The sequence below is a fragment of the Streptomyces sp. YKOK-I1 genome (assembly GCF_054660435.1).
The window spans coordinates 7,986,858-8,005,284 of the sequence record NZ_BAAGDR010000001.1 but is presented as its reverse complement, the minus strand read 5'-3'; the positions used below and the strand labels follow the sequence as shown (position 1 = coordinate 8,005,284).

General features: G+C 72.6%; 16 protein-coding genes. 10 read left to right on the top strand and 6 right to left on the bottom strand.

Annotation, left to right across the window (positions count from 1 at the left end; translation table 11 throughout):
• From ACYQ8Q_RS35575 to ACYQ8Q_RS35545, 7 genes are read left to right on the top strand one after another with little or no spacing between them, the layout of a single operon-like run.
• On the top strand, positions 1-1,026 hold the full coding sequence (locus ACYQ8Q_RS35575; protein ID WP_460070758.1) for an NAD-dependent epimerase/dehydratase family protein: 1,026 nt from the start codon (positions 1-3) through the stop codon (positions 1,024-1,026).
• Positions 1,014-2,297 carry a DUF4910 domain-containing protein gene (locus ACYQ8Q_RS35570; protein ID WP_460070757.1) on the top strand — a complete coding sequence of 428 codons (1,284 nt, stop codon included), beginning with the start codon at positions 1,014-1,016 and terminating at the stop codon, positions 2,295-2,297. The genes ACYQ8Q_RS35575 and ACYQ8Q_RS35570 overlap by 13 nt, the downstream gene beginning before the upstream one ends.
• A gap of 5 nt (positions 2,298-2,302) precedes the next feature.
• Positions 2,303-3,628, top strand: a complete 1,326-nt coding sequence (locus tag ACYQ8Q_RS35565) for a hypothetical protein (protein ID WP_460070756.1) — start codon at positions 2,303-2,305, stop codon at positions 3,626-3,628.
• Positions 3,625-4,572, top strand: a complete 948-nt coding sequence (locus ACYQ8Q_RS35560) for a glycosyltransferase family 2 protein (protein ID WP_460070755.1) — start codon at positions 3,625-3,627, stop codon at positions 4,570-4,572. Before ACYQ8Q_RS35565 ends, ACYQ8Q_RS35560 begins: the two co-directional genes overlap by 4 nt.
• Positions 4,569-5,786 (top strand): polysaccharide pyruvyl transferase family protein, encoded by a 1,218-nt coding sequence (locus ACYQ8Q_RS35555; RefSeq protein WP_460070754.1) that lies wholly within the window; start codon positions 4,569-4,571, stop codon positions 5,784-5,786. The genes ACYQ8Q_RS35560 and ACYQ8Q_RS35555 overlap by 4 nt, the downstream gene beginning before the upstream one ends.
• Complete coding sequence (locus ACYQ8Q_RS35550; protein ID WP_460070753.1) at positions 5,783-6,322, top strand: dTDP-4-dehydrorhamnose 3,5-epimerase family protein; 540 nt, start codon at positions 5,783-5,785, stop codon at positions 6,320-6,322. Before ACYQ8Q_RS35555 ends, ACYQ8Q_RS35550 begins: the two co-directional genes overlap by 4 nt.
• 20 nt (positions 6,323-6,342) lie before the next feature.
• Complete coding sequence (locus ACYQ8Q_RS35545) at positions 6,343-7,677, top strand: glutamate-1-semialdehyde 2,1-aminomutase (RefSeq protein WP_460070752.1); 1,335 nt, start codon at positions 6,343-6,345, stop codon at positions 7,675-7,677.
• A 7-nt stretch (positions 7,678-7,684) separates the two neighbouring features.
• Here ACYQ8Q_RS35545 and ACYQ8Q_RS35540 read toward each other — a convergent pair whose 3' ends face one another.
• From ACYQ8Q_RS35540 to kdpF, 5 genes are all read right to left on the bottom strand, one after another.
• Positions 7,685-8,428 (bottom strand): phosphatase PAP2 family protein, encoded by a 744-nt coding sequence (locus tag ACYQ8Q_RS35540; protein WP_460070751.1) that lies wholly within the window; start codon positions 8,426-8,428, stop codon positions 7,685-7,687.
• 261 nt (positions 8,429-8,689) lie between these two features.
• Positions 8,690-9,322: a potassium-transporting ATPase subunit C gene (locus ACYQ8Q_RS35535; protein ID WP_460070750.1), complete on the bottom strand. Its 633-nt coding sequence runs from the start codon at positions 9,320-9,322 to the stop codon at positions 8,690-8,692.
• 6 nt (positions 9,323-9,328) lie between these two features.
• Positions 9,329-11,428, bottom strand: coding sequence for a potassium-transporting ATPase subunit KdpB (kdpB, locus tag ACYQ8Q_RS35530; RefSeq protein WP_460073619.1), 2,100 nt, complete (start codon positions 11,426-11,428; stop codon positions 9,329-9,331).
• 29 nt (positions 11,429-11,457) lie between these two features.
• A complete protein-coding gene (kdpA, locus tag ACYQ8Q_RS35525; protein ID WP_460070749.1) occupies positions 11,458-13,122 on the bottom strand; it encodes a potassium-transporting ATPase subunit KdpA in 1,665 nt (554 codons plus the stop codon).
• Between the two features lie 6 nt (positions 13,123-13,128).
• Complete coding sequence (gene kdpF / locus ACYQ8Q_RS35520) at positions 13,129-13,218, bottom strand: K(+)-transporting ATPase subunit F (RefSeq protein ID WP_016434100.1); 90 nt, start codon at positions 13,216-13,218, stop codon at positions 13,129-13,131.
• A 312-nt stretch (positions 13,219-13,530) separates the two neighbouring features.
• Between kdpF and ACYQ8Q_RS35515 the strand changes: the two genes are divergently transcribed.
• Complete coding sequence (locus ACYQ8Q_RS35515) at positions 13,531-14,049, top strand: hypothetical protein (protein ID WP_460070748.1); 519 nt, start codon at positions 13,531-13,533, stop codon at positions 14,047-14,049.
• A gap of 259 nt (positions 14,050-14,308) precedes the next feature.
• Here the strand turns inward: ACYQ8Q_RS35515 and ACYQ8Q_RS35510 are convergent, their stop codons facing one another.
• Positions 14,309-15,061 (bottom strand): DUF1775 domain-containing protein, encoded by a 753-nt coding sequence (locus tag ACYQ8Q_RS35510; RefSeq protein WP_460070747.1) that lies wholly within the window; start codon positions 15,059-15,061, stop codon positions 14,309-14,311.
• 170 nt (positions 15,062-15,231) lie between these two features.
• Between ACYQ8Q_RS35510 and ACYQ8Q_RS35505 the strand changes: the two genes are divergently transcribed.
• Positions 15,232-15,399, top strand: a complete 168-nt coding sequence (locus ACYQ8Q_RS35505; protein WP_460070746.1) for a hypothetical protein — start codon at positions 15,232-15,234, stop codon at positions 15,397-15,399.
• A gap of 717 nt (positions 15,400-16,116) precedes the next feature.
• Positions 16,117-18,351, top strand: a complete 2,235-nt coding sequence (locus tag ACYQ8Q_RS35500; protein ID WP_460070745.1) for an eCIS core domain-containing protein — start codon at positions 16,117-16,119, stop codon at positions 18,349-18,351.
• The last annotated feature ends 76 nt before the right edge of the window (positions 18,352-18,427 follow it).

Below are 18,427 nucleotides of genomic sequence, written 5' to 3'. Positions count from 1 at the left end.
GTGCGTGTACTGCTGACCGGGCACCAGGGCTATCTGGGCACCGTGATGGCCCCGGTCCTCGCGGCCGCCGGGCACGAGGTCGTCGGACTGGACGCCGGCCTGTTCGCCGACTGCGTGCTCGGCCCGACGCCGGACGACCCGAAGGGGCCGCGCGTCGACCTGCGTGACGTCACGGCCGAGCACGTGGCCGGGGTGGACGCCGTGATCCATCTGGCCGCGCTGTCCAACGACCCGCTGGGGTCGCTGGCGCCGGAACTCACCTACGACATCAACCACCACGCGTCCGTACGGCTGGCCCGGCTGGCCCGCGAGGCCGGGGTGCGGCGCTTCCTCTACGCGTCGACGTGCTCGGTCTACGGCGCCGCCGGCGGCGACGAGCTGGTGGCCGAGGACGCCCCGCTGCGGCCGGTGACGCCGTACGCGGAGTCCAAGGTGCGGGTGGAGGACGACCTGCACGAGCTGGCCGACGACGACTTCACCCCGGTGTACATGCGCAACGCCACCGCCTTCGGCTTCTCGCCCCGGCTGCGCGCCGACATCGTGCTGAACAACCTGGTGGGGCACGCCCTGCTGTCCGGCGAGGTCCTCGTCCTCTCCGACGGCACCCCCTGGCGTCCGCTGGTGCACGCCGCCGACATCGCCCGGGCCTTCACGGCCGCGCTGACCGCGCCGCGGGAAGCGGTGCACGACCGGGCGTTCAACATCGGCAGCGAGGTCAACAACGTCACGGTCGCCGAGATCGCCGGGCAGGTCGCCGAGGCGGTACCCGGCGCGAAGGTGAGGATCACCGGGGAGAACGGCGCCGATCCGCGGTCGTACCGGGTGGACTTCTCCCGGTTCCGGGCCGCGATACCCGGCTTCGACTGCGCGTGGACGGTGAAGCAGGGCGCGCTCGAACTCGCCGACGCCTACCGGACGTTCGGACTGACCAAGGACGACTTCGACCGGCGTTTCACCCGGCTGGCCGTGCTGCGCGCGGCGTCCGAGGCGGGCGCGGTCGACGACACCCTGCGGTGGCGCCGATGACGACGGCCGGCGAGGAGATGTACGCGCTGGTGGAGCGGTTGTACCCGCTGTGCCGGAGCATCACCGGCGACGGGGTGCGCGCCACCCTGGACATCGTCGGCGAGTACGTCCCGTTGCGGGTGCACGAGGTGCCGACCGGGACACAGGTGCTCGACTGGACGGTGCCGCAGGAGTGGAACATCCGGGACGCGTACATCGCCGACTCCACCGGCCGGCGGGTCGTCGACTTCGCCGAGTCCAGCCTCCATGTGCTCGGCTACAGCGTGCCGGTGTCGGCGACCCTGCCGCTGTCCGAGCTGCGCGGGCATCTGCACACCCTGCCGGACCACCCGTCCTGGGTGCCGTACCGCACGAGTTACTACCGGCCGGAGTGGGGGTTCTGCCTGGCCCAGGAGACCCTGGACGCGCTGCCGGACGGCGAGTACGAGGTGCGGATCGACTCCACGCTCGCCGACGGCCACCTCACCTACGCCGAGCACGTGGTCCCCGGGCAGGTCGCCGACGAGGTGATCGTCTCCTGCCATGTCTGCCACCCGTCGCTGGCCAACGACAACATGGCCGGCGTCGCGGTGGCGGTGTTCCTGGCCCGGGCGCTGGCGGAGCGGACGCCGTACTACACCTACCGGTTCATCTTCGCGCCCGGCACCATCGGGGCGATCACCTGGCTGGCCCGCAACGCGGAGCGCGTGGAGCGGGTCAGACACGGGCTGGTGCTGGCCTGCGCCGGCGATCCGGGCCGGCTGACGTACAAGCGGTCGAGGCGCGGCGACGCGGAGATCGACCGGGTGCTGCGGCATGTGCTGACCGTCTCCGGACGTCCGCACCACATCGCCGAGTTCACCCCGTACGGCTACGACGAGCGGCAGTACTGCTCGCCCGGGTTCGATCTCGGCGTGGGCTCGCTCAGCCGGACCCCGTACGCGGGCTATCCCGAGTACCACACCTCGGCGGACAACCTGGACTTCGTCTCCCCGGAGGCGATGGAGGACACCCTCGCGGTCTGCCGCGAGGCGTTCGACGTCCTCGACCGCAACCGGCGGTACGTCAATCTCAGCCCCTACGGCGAACCACAGCTGGGCCGACGCGGGCTGTACGACGCGCTCGGCGGCCGCAGCGACACCCAGCAGGCCCAGATGGCCATGCTCTGGGTGCTCAGCCTCTCCGACGGCGAGCACAGTCTGCTGGACGTCGCCGAGCGGTCCGGGCTGCCGTTCGACGCCGTCGCCGCCGCGGCCGACGCCCTGCGCGGCGCCGAACTGATCAAGGTGTGACGCCGATGACCACCGAGGAGAAGAAGACGACGCAGCCGCCCCGGCCGCCGGCCCCGGCGGAACCGGGGGCACCGGCCGGATCCGCCCGGCGGGCCCTCGTCGGCCGGCTGTCCTGGGGGCTGGCCGACCAGGCGGCCTCCAGCATCTCCAACTTCGCGGTGGGCATCTACGTGGCCCGCTCGCTGGGGGTGACCGCGTTCGGGGTGTTCAGCCTGGCCTGGGTGACCTACGGCGTGGTGCTCAACGTCTCCCGCGGGCTGGCCACCGACCCGCTCGTGGTGCGCTTCAGCGGTGTGCCGGAGGCGTCCTGGCGCGGGGCGGTGGCCCGCTCGACGGGTACCGCGCTCGGCGTCGGCGCCGCCATCGCCGTGCCGTGTCTGCTGGCCGGCCTCGCGCTCGGCGGGCGGGTCGGACCCGCGTTCGCCTGCCTCGCGGTCGTGCTGCCGGGGCTGCTGCTCCAGGACGCCTGGCGGTTCTCGTTCTTCGCCGCCGGCGCCGGACGCAAGGCGTTCCTCAACGACCTGGTGTGGGGCGTCGCGCTGATCCCCGCCATGGTCGTGGCGGCCCATGTGGACAGCGTGGCCGCCTTCGTGCTCGCCTGGGGCGCGTCCGCGGCGGTGGCCGCCGTCTACGGCTGCCTCCAGTCCGGCATCCGGCCCCGGCCGGCCGGAGCCCGCGGCTGGCTGCGCGAGCAGCGCGATCTCGGCTACCGGTACCTCGTCGAGAACGTCAGCCTCAGCGGCGCGAGCCAGCTGCGGGCGTACGGGCTCGGCGTCATCGCCGGGGTCGGCGCGGTGGGCGCGGTGCGGGGCGCCGAGCTCCTGATGGGCCCGTTCCTCGCCGTACTGATGGGGCTGTCCCTGGTCACGGTCCCGGAGGCGGCACGGGTGCTGCGGCAGGCCCCGCAGCGGCTCGGCACGTTCTGTCTCCTGCTCGGCGGCGGGCAGGCCGTCGGCGCGCTGCTCTGGGGCGGGGCGCTGCTGCCGGTGCCGGACCGGCTCGGCGAGCTGGTGCTCGGCGACGTCTGGCACTCCGCCGCACAGCTCATCGTGCCGATCACCCTCGGTGTCGCGGGCGCGGGCCTGGGCACCGGCGCGGCGGCCGGGCTGCGCGCGCTCGGCGCGGCCCGGCGCAGCCTGCGCTGCCAGTTGTTCGCCTCCGCCTGCTATGTCGGCGGCGGGCTCGGCGGGGCGGTCCTGGGCGGCACGGTCGGCTCGGCCTGGGGCGCCGCCGCCGCGACCGTCAGCGCCTCGGCCGTGTGGTGGCTGCAGCTGCGGTCGGCCCTGCGCGAGCGGCACCACGACTCCGTTCCCGAAGTGAGGACCTCATGACCGACCGACCCAGGCTGAGCATCGGCCTGCCCGTGTACAACGGCGAGGAGTACCTGGCCGAGTCGTTCGACGCCCTGCTCGGCCAGACGTACGAGGACTTCGAGCTGGTCGTCTCCGACAACGCCTCGACCGACGGGACCGAGGACATCTGCCGCCGGTACGCCGCGAAGGACTCGCGGATCCGGTACCTGCGGCTGGCCCGGAACATCGGCGCCACGCCGAACCACAACCTGGTGTTCGCCGAGTCCCGCGGCGAGCTGTTCAAGTGGGCCTCGCACGACGACCTGTACGGCCGGGACCTGCTGCGGCGCTGTGTGGAGGCGCTGGACGAGCGGCCGGACATGATCCTCGCGCACACCGGCCAGGCGGTCATCGACGGCGACGGCCGGGTGAAGGTGCCGTACGAGTACACGCTCGCCACCGACTCGCCGCACGCGCCGGAGCGCTTCCGCAGTCTGCTGTTCGAGCCGGGCGGCGACGACTTCTACGGAGTGCTGCGGGCCGACATGCTGCGCCGGGTGAAGCCGATGGACAGCTACCACCACGCGGACCGCACGTTCGTCGCCGAGATCACCCTGCACGGCCCCTTCCACCAGGTGCCCGAGCTGCTGTACTTCCGCCGCGACCACCCCACCCGCGCCGAGCGGGCGAACCCCTCCAAGCGCTCCCGGTGCGTCAACCTGGACCCGCGCCGGGCCGGCCCGCTGCACCCGACGCCGCGGCTGCTCGCCGAGTACGTCTGGGGCTTCGCCTCGGCGATCCGGCGGGCGCCGCTGTCCCCGGCCGACCGGCGCGCCTGCTTCCGCCATCTGGCCGCGTGGATGACCAGCCGGGTACGGCCGGGCGCCGGCGAGCGGGTCGAGGACCGCGCCCCCGTCGACCCGGCCCGGCTCACCGTCTCCGTCGACGCCCTGGTCGCCGGCCGGGAAGGGAGGCAGCCGTGACCCCGGCCCGTATTGGGCTGTTCGGTCTGCTCGGCTCCGGGAACCTCGGCAACGACGGATCGCTGGAAGCCGTCCTCGGATACCTGCGCGCCGAGCATCCGGACGCCGTCGTGGACGCGCTGTGCGGCGGCCCCGAGGCGGTGACGGCCCGGTACGGGATCCCCGCGACGCGGCTGCACTGGTACCGCGGGGAGTACCGGACCGCGTCACGGGCGGGCGCGGTCGCGGGCAAGGCCCTGGGCAAGCTCGTCGACGTGTTCCGCACCGCCGCCTGGGTGCGCCGGCACGACGTGGTGATCGTCCCCGGCATGGGCGTGCTGGAGGCCACCCTGCCGCTGCGGCCGTGGGGCTTCCCGTACGCGCTGTTCCTGCTCTGCGCGAGCGGCCGGGTCACCGGCGCCCGGGTCGCGCTGGTCGGCGTCGGCGCCGCCCCGATCGGCAACCGGGCGACCCGGACCCTGGTGCGCTGGTCGGCGCGGCTGGCCGCCTACCGGTCGTACCGGGACGCCCCGTCCCGCGACGCGATGCGGGCGATGGGCGTGGACACCGCGCGCGACGAGGTCCACCCGGACCTCGCGTTCGCCCTGCCGGCCCCGCCGGCGGGCGCGCCCTCGGACACCCCCGGCCAGGTCTGTGTCGGCGTCATGGCCTTCCACGGCGGCGACGACGACCGCGCCCGGGCCGAGGAGATCCACCGCCTCTACCTCGACGGGGTGACCCGGTTCGTCCGCGCGCTGGTCGAGGACGGCAGGCCGGTCCGGCTGCTCACCGGCGACGACGTCGACGCGCCGGTGGTCGCGGCGATCCTCGACGCGGTGGACTCGCCGCTGGTCACCGCCGCCGGGACGGCCTCGCTGGCCGACCTGATGAAGGAGGCGGCGGCGGCCGACAGCGTGGTGGCGACCCGCTACCACAATCTGATCTGCGCGCTGAAGGCCGGCACGCCCACGCTCGCGCTCAGCTATGCGGCCAAGAGCGACGCGCTGATGGCGCAGATGGGGCTGGGCGCGTACTGCCACCCGGCGCGCGAGGTCGACGCCGACCGGCTGCTCGGGCAGTTCCGGGAGCTGGAACGGCGATCGGCGGAGCTGCGGCGGACCCTCGCCGAGCGGAACCTGGCCGCCGCCCAGCACCTCGAGCGCCAGTTCACCGCCCTGACGGCGGCCCTGTTCCCGGCCACCGGCCCCACCCACACCCTGCGGGAGGCTCCATGAAAGCGCGAGAAGTTCCGGAGATCGCCGGCGCGTACCTGTTCGAGCCGACGCCGTACGCCGACGAACGCGGCTTCTTCTGCCGGACCTTCGACGCCGACGTGGTCCGCTCGGTGGGCCTCGACCCGGACGCCTTCGTGCAGGACAGCCTGTCCCGCTCGGTGCGGGGCGTGCTGCGCGGCCTGCACCTGCGCTCCGGCGCCGGCGAGGCCAAGCTGGTGCGGTGCTCGTACGGCAGGATCTTCGACGTCGTCGTGGACCTGCGGCCGGACTCGCCGACCTACCTCGGCAAGGGCTTCTTCGAGCTGTCCGGCGACACGCAGGTGACCCTGTACATCCCGGCGGGGTGCGCGCACGGCTTCCAGGCGCTGACCGAGACCGCCGACACCTCCTACCGGATCGACCGCCCGCACGATCCGGCCGAGGACGTGACGATCGCCTTCGACGACCCGGAGCTCGCCATTCCCTGGCCGCTGCCGGTCACCTCGATGTCCCAGCGGGACCGGGAGGCGCCGAGCCTCGCCGAGGTCCTGAAGTAAGAAAGAAAGTTGAGGTCGGTGTGGACACCGAAGACACCCAAGTGCTCGCCCTGCCCCGGTCGCGGACCGCGAACGAGCGGCTGCACGCCCTGATCCCCGGGGGCGCGCACACCTACGCCAAGGGCGACGACCAGTACCCCGACAACCTGGCCCCGGTCATCAGCCACGGCCGCGGTGCCCATGTGTGGGACGTCGACGGCAACCGCTATGTCGAGTACGGCTCCGGGCTGCGGTCGGTCAGCCTCGGGCACGCGCATCCCCGGGTGATCGAGGCGGTGCGGCGGGAGCTCGAACGCGGCAGCAACTTCGTCCGGCCGTCCATCGTGGAGGTGGAGGCGGCGGAACGCTTCCTGGCCACGGTGCCGACCGCCGAGATGGTGAAGTTCGCGAAGAACGGCTCCGACGCCACCACCGCCGCGGTGCGCCTCGCCCGGGCCGCCACCGGACGGCCGCGGGTGGCCCTCTGCGCCGACCATCCCTTCTTCTCCGTCGACGACTGGTTCATCGGCACCACACCGATGTCCGCCGGCATCCCCTCGGCGACCAACGAGCTCACCGTGGCGTTCCCGTACGGGGATCTGGCCGCCACCGAGGAACTGCTCACCCGGTACGAGGGCGAGGTCGCGTGTCTGATCCTCGAACCCGCCACCCACAGCGAGCCGCCGCCCGGGTACCTCGCCGGTCTGCGCGCGCTGGCCGACCGGCACGGCTGCGTCCTGATCTTCGACGAGATGATCACCGGCTTCCGCTGGTCCGAGGCGGGCGCCCAGGGACTGTACGGCGTCGTCCCCGACCTCTCCACGTTCGGCAAGGCGCTGGGCAACGGATTCGCCGTCTCCGCGCTGGCCGGGCGCCGCGATCTGATGGAGCTGGGCGGGCTGCGGCACTCCGGCGACCGGGTGTTCCTGCTGTCCACCACGCACGGCGCGGAGACGCACTCCCTGGCGGCCGCGATGGCCGTGCAGTCGACCTACGTCGAGGAGGGCGTCACGGCGCGGTTGCACGCCCTCGGCGAGCGGCTGGCCGCCGGGGTCCGCGAGGCCGCGGCCGGTATGGGCGTCGGCGACCACCTCGTCGTCCGGGGGCGGGCCAGCAATCTGGTCTTCGCCACCCTCGACGAACACGGGCAGCCGTCGCAGCGGTACCGCACGCTGTTCCTGCGCCGGCTCCTCGCGGGCGGGGTGCTGGCCCCGTCGTTCGTGGTGAGCAGCGCGCTCAGCGAGGCCGACATCGATCACACCGTCGATGTGGTGGCGCAGGCGTGCGCGGTGTACCGGAAGGCGCTGGACGCCACCGACCCGACGCCCTGGCTGGCCGGGCGGCCGGTGAAGCCGGTGTTCCGCCGTCTGGCGTGACCCCATGTCAGCGGCGCTCCCGTCGGCCGGCCTCGACCGTCCGGTCGGTTGCCCGGTCAGCCGTCCGTTCGGACGTCCGGTCAGTCGTCGGGCCGCCGGGCCGGTCCGTCAGCCGGTCAGCCGTCCGGTCGACCAGCCACGCGGTCGCCGGTGTCAGCGCCAGCGCGGTGCACCAGCCGCCGAGGACGTCGGTCGGGTAGTGCGCGCCCAGAGCGACCTGCGCCCAGCCCATGGCGGCGCCGGCGACCAGCGCGGCGCCGAGGACGAGTGAGGCGCCGGCCGTCCTGCCGAGGCGGAGCCGCTCGGTCGCGAGCAGGGCCACGGCGAGGGCGAGCGCGGTGAGGAAGGCGGTGTGCCCGCTCGGATAGGACAGGTTGTCGGCGCCGTGGATCGTGCGTCCCACCAGGGACTTGAGCAGCGTCGCCGTGCCCACGGCGGCGCTGACCCCGGCCACGACGAGCACCGCCGCGCGGGGCCGCCGTAGCAGCAGACAGCCCGTGACGGTGGCGATGACCACCGTCACGGCTCCCGCGGGCTCCCCCAGGGAGTCCAGGGCCAGCGCGACGTCCCGCCAGGGCGGCGTCACACCGTCCACCACCGCCGAGATCCGCGTGTCGACCAGGCCGGGCCGGCTGTCGTCGGCGTAGCGGATGCCGAGCACGACGACCAGCAGAGAGGCGAGGGCGGCCGTCAGCCCCAGCCACCCCCGCGACGACGGGGGCAGCACCGCGGGCGCCGGCCTGCCGGTCACGGGCGGCCTTCGGTGCTCTGCCGTGATCGGTGGGCGGTGTTCCGGATCCGTAACAGCACTTCTCCCGTGGCCGGTTCGGAATCGGTCTGCGGGCGCCGACTGCCGCCGGCCCCTCCCGGCACCCTAACCAACCCGGGCCTCGGGGCACACCGCGATCGGGTTGTCGGCGGGTCAACACTCCTTGAAGTCCGGTGGTGAAGCCCGTGGTGCGCTGCGCGCGGCCCGGCCCGGGGTTTCCGTGCCCCGGGCCGTACCGCCCCGTCAGCCCTTGGCCACCAGCTCCTTGAGCGCGATGTTGAGTTCGAGCACATTGACCCGGGGTTCCCCGATGAAGCCGAGGGTGCGGCCCTCGGTGTGCGCGTCGACGAGCCTTTGGACCCTTGCGACGGAGAGGTGGTTGCGTGCGGCGACCCGGTGGACCTGGAGGTCGGCGTACTGCGGGGAGATGTCGGGGTCGAGGCCGGAGCCGGAGGAGGTGACGGCGTCGGCGGGGACCTGGGAGGGCCGGACGGTGTAGCCGGCGGTGGAGTTCTCCTCGATCACCTTGGCCCTGGCCCGCTCGACCTGCCGGATCAGGTCCTTGTTGTCGGCGGCGAGGTTGGTGGCGCCGGACAGCAGCAGCTGGTACCGGGTGTTGACGGAGTTCTCGCCGAGCCCGTTCGCGGGGCGCGGCTGGAAGTAGTCCGGGCCGTAGCCCTGCTGGCCGATCAGGGAGGAGCCGACGACCTTGCCGTCCGCCGTGATCTGCGAACCGTCGGCCTGGTGGGGGAACAGCCCCCGGGCGACGCCGGTGACGGCCAGCGGGTAGAGGACACCGGTCACCAGGGTCAGGACGAGGAGGGCGCGCAGGCCCGCCCCGAGCAGCCGGACGGTGTTCGTGACGGAGTTGTTCATGGTCCTTCACCCGATCCCGGGGATCAGAGAGACGAGCAGGTCGATGAGTTTGATGCCGGCGAAGGGCGCGATCAGTCCGCCGATGCCGTAGACCGTGAGATTGCGCCGCAGCATCCGGTCCGCGCTGACCGGCCGGTACCGCACGCCCTTCAGGGAGAGCGGCACCAGCGCGACGATGATCAGCGCGTTGAAGACGACGGCGGAGAGGATCGCGGAGTCCGGTGAGGACAGGCCCATGATGTTGAGCTTGTCCAGGCCCGGGTAGACGGCGGCGAACAGCGCGGGGATGATCGCGAAGTACTTGGCGACGTCGTTGGCTATGGAGAACGTCGTGAGCGCGCCCCGGGTGATGAGGAGTTGCTTGCCGATCTCGACGATCTCGATGAGCTTGGTGGGGTCGGAGTCGAGGTCGACCATGTTGCCGGCCTCCTTGGCGGCCGACGTGCCCGTGTTCATCGCCACGCCGACGTCCGCCTGGGCGAGGGCCGGGGCGTCGTTGGTGCCGTCACCGGTCATCGCGACGAGCTTGCCGCCCGCCTGCTCCCGCTTGATGAGCGCCATCTTGTCCTCGGGCGTGGCCTCGGCGAGGAAGTCGTCGACGCCCGCCTCCTCGGCGATCGCCTTCGCGGTCAGCGGGTTGTCGCCGGTGATCATGACGGTCCTGATGCCCATGCGGCGCAGCTCGTCGAACCGCTCCCGCATGCCGTCCTTGACGACGTCCTTCAGGTGGACGACGCCCAGCACGCGGGCGCCCCTGGTGTCCTTCACCGCCACGAGGAGCGGCGTGCCGCCCTCCTCGGCGATACGGGCGGCGACGCCCTCCGCGTCCTCGGCGACCGTGCCGCCCTGCTCCCTCACCCAGCCGGCGACCGAGCCGGCCGCGCCCTTGCGGATGCTCCGGCCGTCGACGTCCACGCCCGACATCCGGGTCTGGGCGGTGAAGGCGATCCACTCGGCGCCGGACAACTCGCCCTGGTGCCGCTCCCGCAGGCCGTACCGTTCCTTCGCGAGGACGACGACGGAGCGGCCCTCGGGGGTCTCGTCGGCCAGCGACGACAGCTGGGCCGCGTCGGCCACCTCCGCCTCGGTCGTCCCGCTCACGGGGACGAACGCGGCGGCCCGGCGGTTGCCGAGGGTGATGGTGCCCGTCTTGTCGAGCAGCAGGGTCGAGACGTCGCCGGCGGCCTCGACCGCGCGCCCCGACATCGCCAGCACATTGCGCTGCACGAGCCGGTCCATGCCGGCGATGCCGATCGCGGAGAGCAGGGCGCCGATCGTGGTGGGGATCAGACAGACCAGCAGGGCGACCAGGACGACCATCGTCAGGTGGGTGCCCGCGTAGTCCGCGAACGGCGGCAGGGTGGCGACCGCCAGCAGGAACACGATCGTCAGGGACGCCAGCAGGATGTTCAGCGCGATCTCGTTGGGCGTCTTCTGCCGGGCCGCGCCCTCCACCAGGCTGATCATCCGGTCGATGAAGGTCTCCCCCGGCCTGGTCGTGATCCTGACGACGATCCGGTCGGAGAGCACCTTCGTGCCGCCGGTGACGGCCGAACGGTCGCCGCCGGACTCACGGATGACGGGCGCGGACTCACCGGTGATGGCCGACTCGTCGACGGACGCGACCCCCTCGACGACATCGCCGTCGCCGGGGATGGTGTCGCCGGCCTCGCAGACGACCAGGTCGCCGATCCTCAACTCGGTGCCGGGGACGCGCTCTTCGGAGTCCCCGGCGATCCTGCGGGCGACCGTGTCGGTCCTGGCCCGGCGCAGGGTGTCGGCCTGGGCCCTGCCGCGGCCCTCGGCGACCGCCTCGGCCAGGTTGGCGAAGACCACGGTCAGCCAGAGCCAGGCGCTGATGGTCCAGCCGAACCAGTCACCCGGGTCCTTGAACGAGAACACGGTGGTCAGCAGGGAACCGATCCACACCACGAACATCACCGGCGACGTGACCATCACCCGTGGGTCCAGCTTGCGGAAGGCGTCCGGCAGGGATCTCACCAGCGCCTTCGGGTCGAAGAGTCCCGCGCCCACCCGGGCCTCGGGGTGCTTGTGCCCGGTGGGTACGTCGCTGTGCGGCGCCCGGTTCCCGGTGGCTGTGGACATCGTGTCCTCGTGCTTCGTCACGTCGGTGGTCATGTCGCCAGCCCCTCGGCGAGCGGGCCCAGTGCGAGGGCCGGGAAGTAGGTCAGACCGGTGATGATCAGGATCGCGCCCACCAGCAGGCCGGTGAACAGCGGTTTCTCGGTGCGCAGGGTGCCCGCGGTGACCGGGACCGGCCGCTGCTCGGCGAGGGAGCCCGCGAGCGCCAGCACGAAGATCATCGGCAGGAAGCGGCCCAGCAGCATCGCGATCCCGGTCGCCGTGTTGTACCAGTCGGTGTTCGCGTTCAGACCGGCGAAGGCCGAACCGTTGTTGTTGGCGGCCGAGGTGAAGGCGTACAGCACCTCGGAGAACCCGTGCGCTCCCGGGTTGAGCATCGAGTGCGGCGGCGTCGGCAGCGCCATGGACACCGCGGTGAGGACCAGCACCAGCGCCGGGGTGACCAGGAGGTAGCAGGCGGCGAGCTTCATCTCGCGGGTGCCGATCTTCTTGCCCAGGTACTCGGGCGTACGTCCCACCATCAGACCGGCGATGAACACCGCGATGACCGCCATGACCAGCATGCCGTAGAGACCGGAGCCGGTGCCGCCCGGGGCGATCTCGCCCAGCATCATGCCGAGCATCGTGAGGCCGCCGCCGAGGCCGGTGAAGGAGGAGTGGAAGGAGTCCACCGCGCCGGTGGAGGTGAGCGTCGTCGACACCGCGAAGATCGACGAGCCGCCGACGCCGAAGCGGACCTCCTTGCCCTCCATCGCCCCGCCCGCGAGCTGGAGCGCGGGGCCGTGATGGGCGAACTCCGTCCACATCATCAGGGCGACGAAGCCGAGCCAGATGGAGGCCATGGTCGCGAGGATCGCGTAGCCCTGCCGGACCGAGCCGACCATCAGGCCGAAGGCGCGGGTCAGCGCGAACGGGATCACCAGCAGCAGGAAGATCTCGAAGAGGTTGGTGAACGGGGTCGGGTTCTCGAAGGGGTGCGCGGAGTTGGCGTTGAAGTAGCCGCCGCCGTTGGTCCCCAGCTCCTTGATGGCCTCCTGCGAGGCCACCGCCCCGCCGTTCCACTGCTGGGAGCCGCCGGTGAACTGTCCGACCGCATGGATGCCGGAGAAGTTCTGGATCGCCCCGCACGCCACCAGCACCACGGCGGCGACGGCCGCGAGCGGCACCAGGACGCGGACCGTGCCGCGCACCAGGTCGGCCCAGAAGTTGCCGAGTTCACCGGTGCGCGACCGGGCGAAACCGCGCACCAGGGCCACCGCGACGGCGATGCCGACGGCGGCGGAGACGAAGTTCTGCACGGCGAGACCGGCGGTCTGCACGACATGGCCCATGGTCTGTTCGCCGTAGTACGACTGCCAGTTGGTGTTGGTGACGAACGAGACGGCGGTGTTGAAGGCCTGCGCCGGCTCGATGGAGGAGAAGCCGAGCGAGCCGGGCAGGACACCCTGCGACCGCTGGAGCAGATACAGGAAGAGGACACAGACGGCGGAGAAGGCGAGCACCCCGCGCAGATAGGCGGGCCAGCGCATCTGTGTGTCGGGGTCGGCGCCTATGCCCCGGTAGATCCATCGCTCGACGCGCCAGTGCCGGTCGGAGGAGTAGACCTTGGCCAGGTAGGTGCCGAGGGGGATGTAGGCGAGGGCCAGTGCGCCCATGAGGGCGAGCAGCTGGAGCACGCCGGCGAGTACGGGACCCATCAGCGCTCAGAACCTCTCCGGGAAGATCAGGGCGAGGACGAGATAGCCCAGCAGGGCGACGGCCACGACCAGGCCGACGATGTTCTCGGCGGTCACAGCTTCGTCACCCCCCGGGCGACGAGGGCCACCAGCGCGAACACCGCGATCGTGACGAGAACGAAGGCCAGATCGGCCACCGTGGGCTCCTGAAGTCGAGATTCGTTGCGTCGGACGCTTAGAGGAAAGCTCCTCCGTGGCCGGATACGGCCGGTCGTTGACGGGTCCCATACGGCGGCGCCCACGGCTTTGACGGGTCTCTTACGGCCGAACGGCGACGGCGTCAGGAACCCGTCAAGACCGGGCCCCGCGGCATCAGGGGACCGTCAGAGCCGGTCGCCCGGTCCGCCGCACGCGCCTAGCGTCGGCGGCATGCGAGGCAGCGGACCGCCGAGTCCGGCCGGGGACCGCAACTGGTGCGGAAGTGCCCGGCTCGCGGCGGTCTGCGCCCTGCTCTTCGGCGCCATGGCCGTGCTGACCGACTGGGACGCCGGCACGCTGACCGGGCCGCGCGCCCTGCTCTGGCTCACCCTGACGGTGGCGCTCTTCACCGTCCTGCTCCCCCCGCGCGTCACCGCGGGCCCCGGCCGGCTGACGGTCCGCGGCCCGCTGAGCCGACGTTCCGTACGGACCGACTCCCTCGTCTCCGTACGGCGCCACGACGGCGTCACCACCCGGCTCGTCCTGCGGGACACCCAGGGCCACCGCCTCGAACTGGACGCCCGCGTCCTGGCCGCCGACCCCTTCCTCCGGCACGAGGTCGACACGGGCGTGCGCCGCTCCCTGGAGCGGGGCACCCTGCGCCAGGGCGAACAGGTACTGCGCCGGCTGACCGAGCAGATCGACGACGAGACGGTGAAGGCGGTCCTGCGCGCCTCCGGGATGTCGTGACCCGAACGTTCGGTGCGTCGCGGGGGCTTCAACGAGGTGGCGCTGTGCCCGGTGATCGGTGGGTGTCGGGCCCGCGGCCCGCAGGACCTCCGGAGCGCCGGGGCACCCCGATGTCCCGGCCGTCGGGGGTGACGACCGTGCTCTGGGCCGCGCCGACCTGCATCGTCGTATGACGTCCGGTGGGCGGCCTGCGGGGACGCGGCGGGGTGCCCCCGCCCGGACCGGACGGGGGTACCCCGCTGCGCGGGTGAGGCGCGGGTCAGTCCTCGGCCGCCGTCGAGCGGCGCCGGACCAGCCACCACGCGCCGCCGCCCAGAACGGCGAGCGCCGCGATCGCGCCACCGGCGAGCAGCCCGGTCGAGCCGCCCTCGTCCCGGTCCTCCTTCTCCTCGGTGCCGGCGACCGGGGTCGTCTCCTCCGAGGGGTCGGCGGCAGGGGTGGACGCGGTCACCGAAGGCGAGGCGCTCGACGTGGGGCTGGGGCTGACGGGGGTGGCGCCCGCCGCGGCGGCCTTGAGCTTCAGGACGGGCGCGGGCTGTTCGGGCTCCGCCCCGCCGCCCGGCAGCTCGATCCAGCGGGAGATCTCACCGTCGCTGTACGTCTCGACGGTCTTGAAGGCGAGTTCCTTCTCGTCCGGCAGCTGGCGGACCTTGACCTGGTACTCGGCGTCCGTGCCGACGGCGAGCTTCGGGCCGCCGACGGTGTAGCCGTCGCTCGTGGCCTTGAACGTCCAGCCCTTGGGGGCGTCGACGAGCGTGACGTCACCCGGCGCGATGCCCTCAGGAAGGACGACGCGCATCTCGGTGAAGCCCGCCTCGGCGGACTCCGCCTCGGAGACGAAGCTGAGGGTGACGTTCTCGGCCAGGGCCTGCGCGGTGTCGGCCTCCACCTCCGCGTGGGCGAAGGCGGGCCCGGCCAGGGCGAGGGCGGCGGTCAGCGTGAGGACGCCGACCGCACCGGCCCGCCGCACGGTGCGGACGGACGCGTACGGGGACACGGGGAACAGGGGCACAGGGGCACTCCTTGCTGGTGCTGGGACCCGGCGGGCCGAAGCCGGCCGGCCGGGGTGAGGGAAGGACCGGGACGTACGACGCCCGTCCCGGGGGTCCCCTGCGCACCAGCGCGTGTTCCAGATCGCGTGTCCCCGCGGCGGCGCGCGGGGTGAAGTGCCCGGTCCGGTCCATGGCCGCCGACGTCTCGCGGAGCGTGCCGCGGACCAGCGGCGGCAGCACCCTCGCCAGCACGGCGAGCACGGCCGACCGCACGGACCGGGCCGCCGCCAGAGCCACCGTCACGGCGGCGTCGGCCCGGTGGAGCAGCCAGGCCGTGGCGAGCGCCGCCAGCAGGTGAGCCACCGTCATGACCGTGCCCGCGTGATGCGGGACATGCCCGCCCGTCATCGCGGCGTGAGCAACGTGAGCGGCGTGACCGGTATGACCGCTGTGCCCCATGGGGCCCGTCGCCGTCTCGTGCCCGTCTCCGGCCCGGGCCAGGGCGAGGTGCAGCCCGGTCTGCGCCACGAGGGTGCAGCCGACGGCCACCGGCAGGGAGAGCGCGCGCCGCACGAAGGGTCTGGCCAGCGCGCACTGGGCCACCGTGAAGACGGTCACCAGCCGCCAGGGCACCGCCTGTTCGGTGACGGCGTGATGGCCGAGGGCCGCGAGCACACTGCCGACGAGCGCGAACAGCCCGGCTCGCACCCACGCGGAGGCACGGTCCGGCTTCTTCGCGGTCACCTCGGCGTATACGGAGGGGACGCCTGGTCTGTTCAGGAAAACCCGTGCTCACAGGCTCGGGCGCCGGGCGCCGACTGCTCCGCTCGCGCCGCCGGCGCGGCCTCTCGATCCTTGATCGCCTCCCGCACGGCGGGCCGGTTGACGCCGGGCAGCTGCGTGAGCTGCCGCCCGGTGACGATCCTCGTCCACCGAGATGCGCGAAGTGTTCCGCTGATGGTCATCATGCACTCGCCGCCGCTTCGACTGCCCTTGAGACTGCCCTCGTTGCCACAGCGGCCCGGGGGCCGCGAACCTAGGCTGGCGAGAAGGCCCCACGACGCCGAGGACCGCGATGAGCACGCGTAGAGAGACCCGGGACGAGCAGCGCCCGGCGAAGCCCGGACCAGCGCCGCGACCGGCGTCACCCACACCGGCGGAACGGCTGGCCACACTCCAGCGGACCGCCGGCAACGCCGCCGTGGCCCAGCTGCTGCGGCGTTCCGGACATCTCCAGGGCCCGGACACCTCGGGGGCGGAGGCCTCACGGACCGACGTGGGTGCGGAGATCAAGAAGGTGACGTCCCGGGGCGGAAGTCCGCTGGACGCGACACGGCGCAAAAAGGCCGAGGCGGTGCTCCAGGAGGACTTCTCCGCCGTACGCCTCCACACGGACGTGGTGGCCCAGCGGTCCGCGGCGGACCTGAGCGCCCGCGCCTACACGGTGGGCGACCACATCGTCTCCGGCACCGGCGGCATCGACGACCGGACCCTGTTCCACGAGCTGACCCATGTCTCCCAGCAGCGCAAGGGACCCGTCGCGGGCACCGACCGCGGAGACGGTGTACGGGTGTCCGACCCGCGGGACCCCTTCGAACGGGAGGCCGCCGCCAACGAGCGGCTGGCCGCCGCCCCGGCACCCGCGCAGCACCACGCCGGCGACGGGCACGGCCACCACCAGGGCCCGGCCGTGCAGCGCAGTACCGCCGGGCCGGACATCGTGCAGCGGGTGAAGACCGACGACGAGGAGTCCGAGGCGGCCGCCGGACCCCGCCGCCGGGTGCTGGTGGTCTGCGACGAGAGCGGGCTGGGCCTGGGCGGAGTCCCGGTGTTCAACATGGAGCTGGTCAAGGGGCTCCACCACGACCACGACGTCACGCTGCTCACCGTCGACGACCACGAGGACTACGACCACAGGAAGATGACCGGCCAGCACGGTGGCGCGAAGATCGTCAACGCTTCGGTCCCCGGTGTGAAGGAAGGCCGGGACCGCCTGGACGTCCTGGCCAACGGCTCACCCGGCCAGTACGAGCTGCCCACGGCGGAGGACGCCTTCGACATCGTCATCGGGCATTCCCGTTTCTCCGGTCCCGCGGCGCAGCGGATACGGGACGCCTGGTACCCCGGTGCACGGGTGGTGCACTTCCTGCACACCAGTCCCGTGCGACTGGACAAGATCAAGCACCAGCCGGACAAGGGCGCCCGAAAGGCCGTCACCGAACGCAAGCTGATGCACAAGGCCGATCTGGTGGCCGGTGTGGGACCACTGCTCGCCAAGGAGGCCGGACGGCTCTCGGAGCAGATCCTGCGGGTTCCCGCGCTGCACGCCTTCGTGCCGGGAACAGAGATCGGGACCCCGGTCGAACCGTCGTTCCTCAACAAGGCCAAGTACAAGCTGCACCTCCCGAGGAAGCTCAAACTGCTTCTGCCGGGGCGGGCCACGGACGAGATCAAGGGCGTCGAGGCGGCCGTCCAGGCGATCGGGTTGCTGCGGCGCCCGAAGGCCAGGGGCGGCCAGGGCCTGGACGTCCGGCTGACGATCCGGGGCGGGCCGCACCCGGAGAAGAACCCGGTCGAACACGCCCAGTGGACGTCGATCATCCAGGCCCATGGCGAGGGCGGCGTCACCATGCTCCCCTTCAGCACCAACCCGGCGGATCTGGAGAACGACCGCGAACGGACCCACGCGCTGATCATGCCCTCGCTGCACGAAGGCTTCGGCCTGGTCGCCACCGAGGCGGCGGGACGCAGCATCCCCGTCCTGGTCAACGGAGAGAGCGGCGCGGCCCAGTTCCTCCAACAGGTGACCGACATCGGCGCCGGCATGACCGTCGACGCCCCCTTCACCATCGACCCCGGGAGCGGCAAGGAGGCCGAGGGCGGTTCGGACGCGCGGGCGCAGGCATGGGCCACGGCCATCGCGGCGCTGCGCCACAGACTGCCGGCCGCCCGCCAGGACGCCGATCAGCTGTACGACATCCTCAGGAGTTTCACCTGGCGGCATGCCGCCCAGGCACTGGTCACGGCGACCATGGCGACGGCGGACCCCCTCCAGGAACGCGATCACCCCGAGCTGCACCCGAACCGCGGTGCGGTCACCCAACAGGGCCCGAGGGGAACCGTCGAGAAGCTCGGCGACCGCAGGGACTGGCAGCCCCACGACTTCTGGGACGGCTCGACCCCGGAGCCGACCACCGGCCTGTGGAGCGAGCAGGAACAGCGGGCCCGGCTGCAGGAACTCGCCAAGGCCCTGGACCTGAGCGGGGTGAGGAAGCCGCCGCCCGCGCCCAGACGGCAGCCGACGCAATGACCGGCCGAGGGCGGAGACCGCACACCCGACCGGCGAACACGGCAGGTGACCATGCAGGCGGTCGCGGACGCGGCCG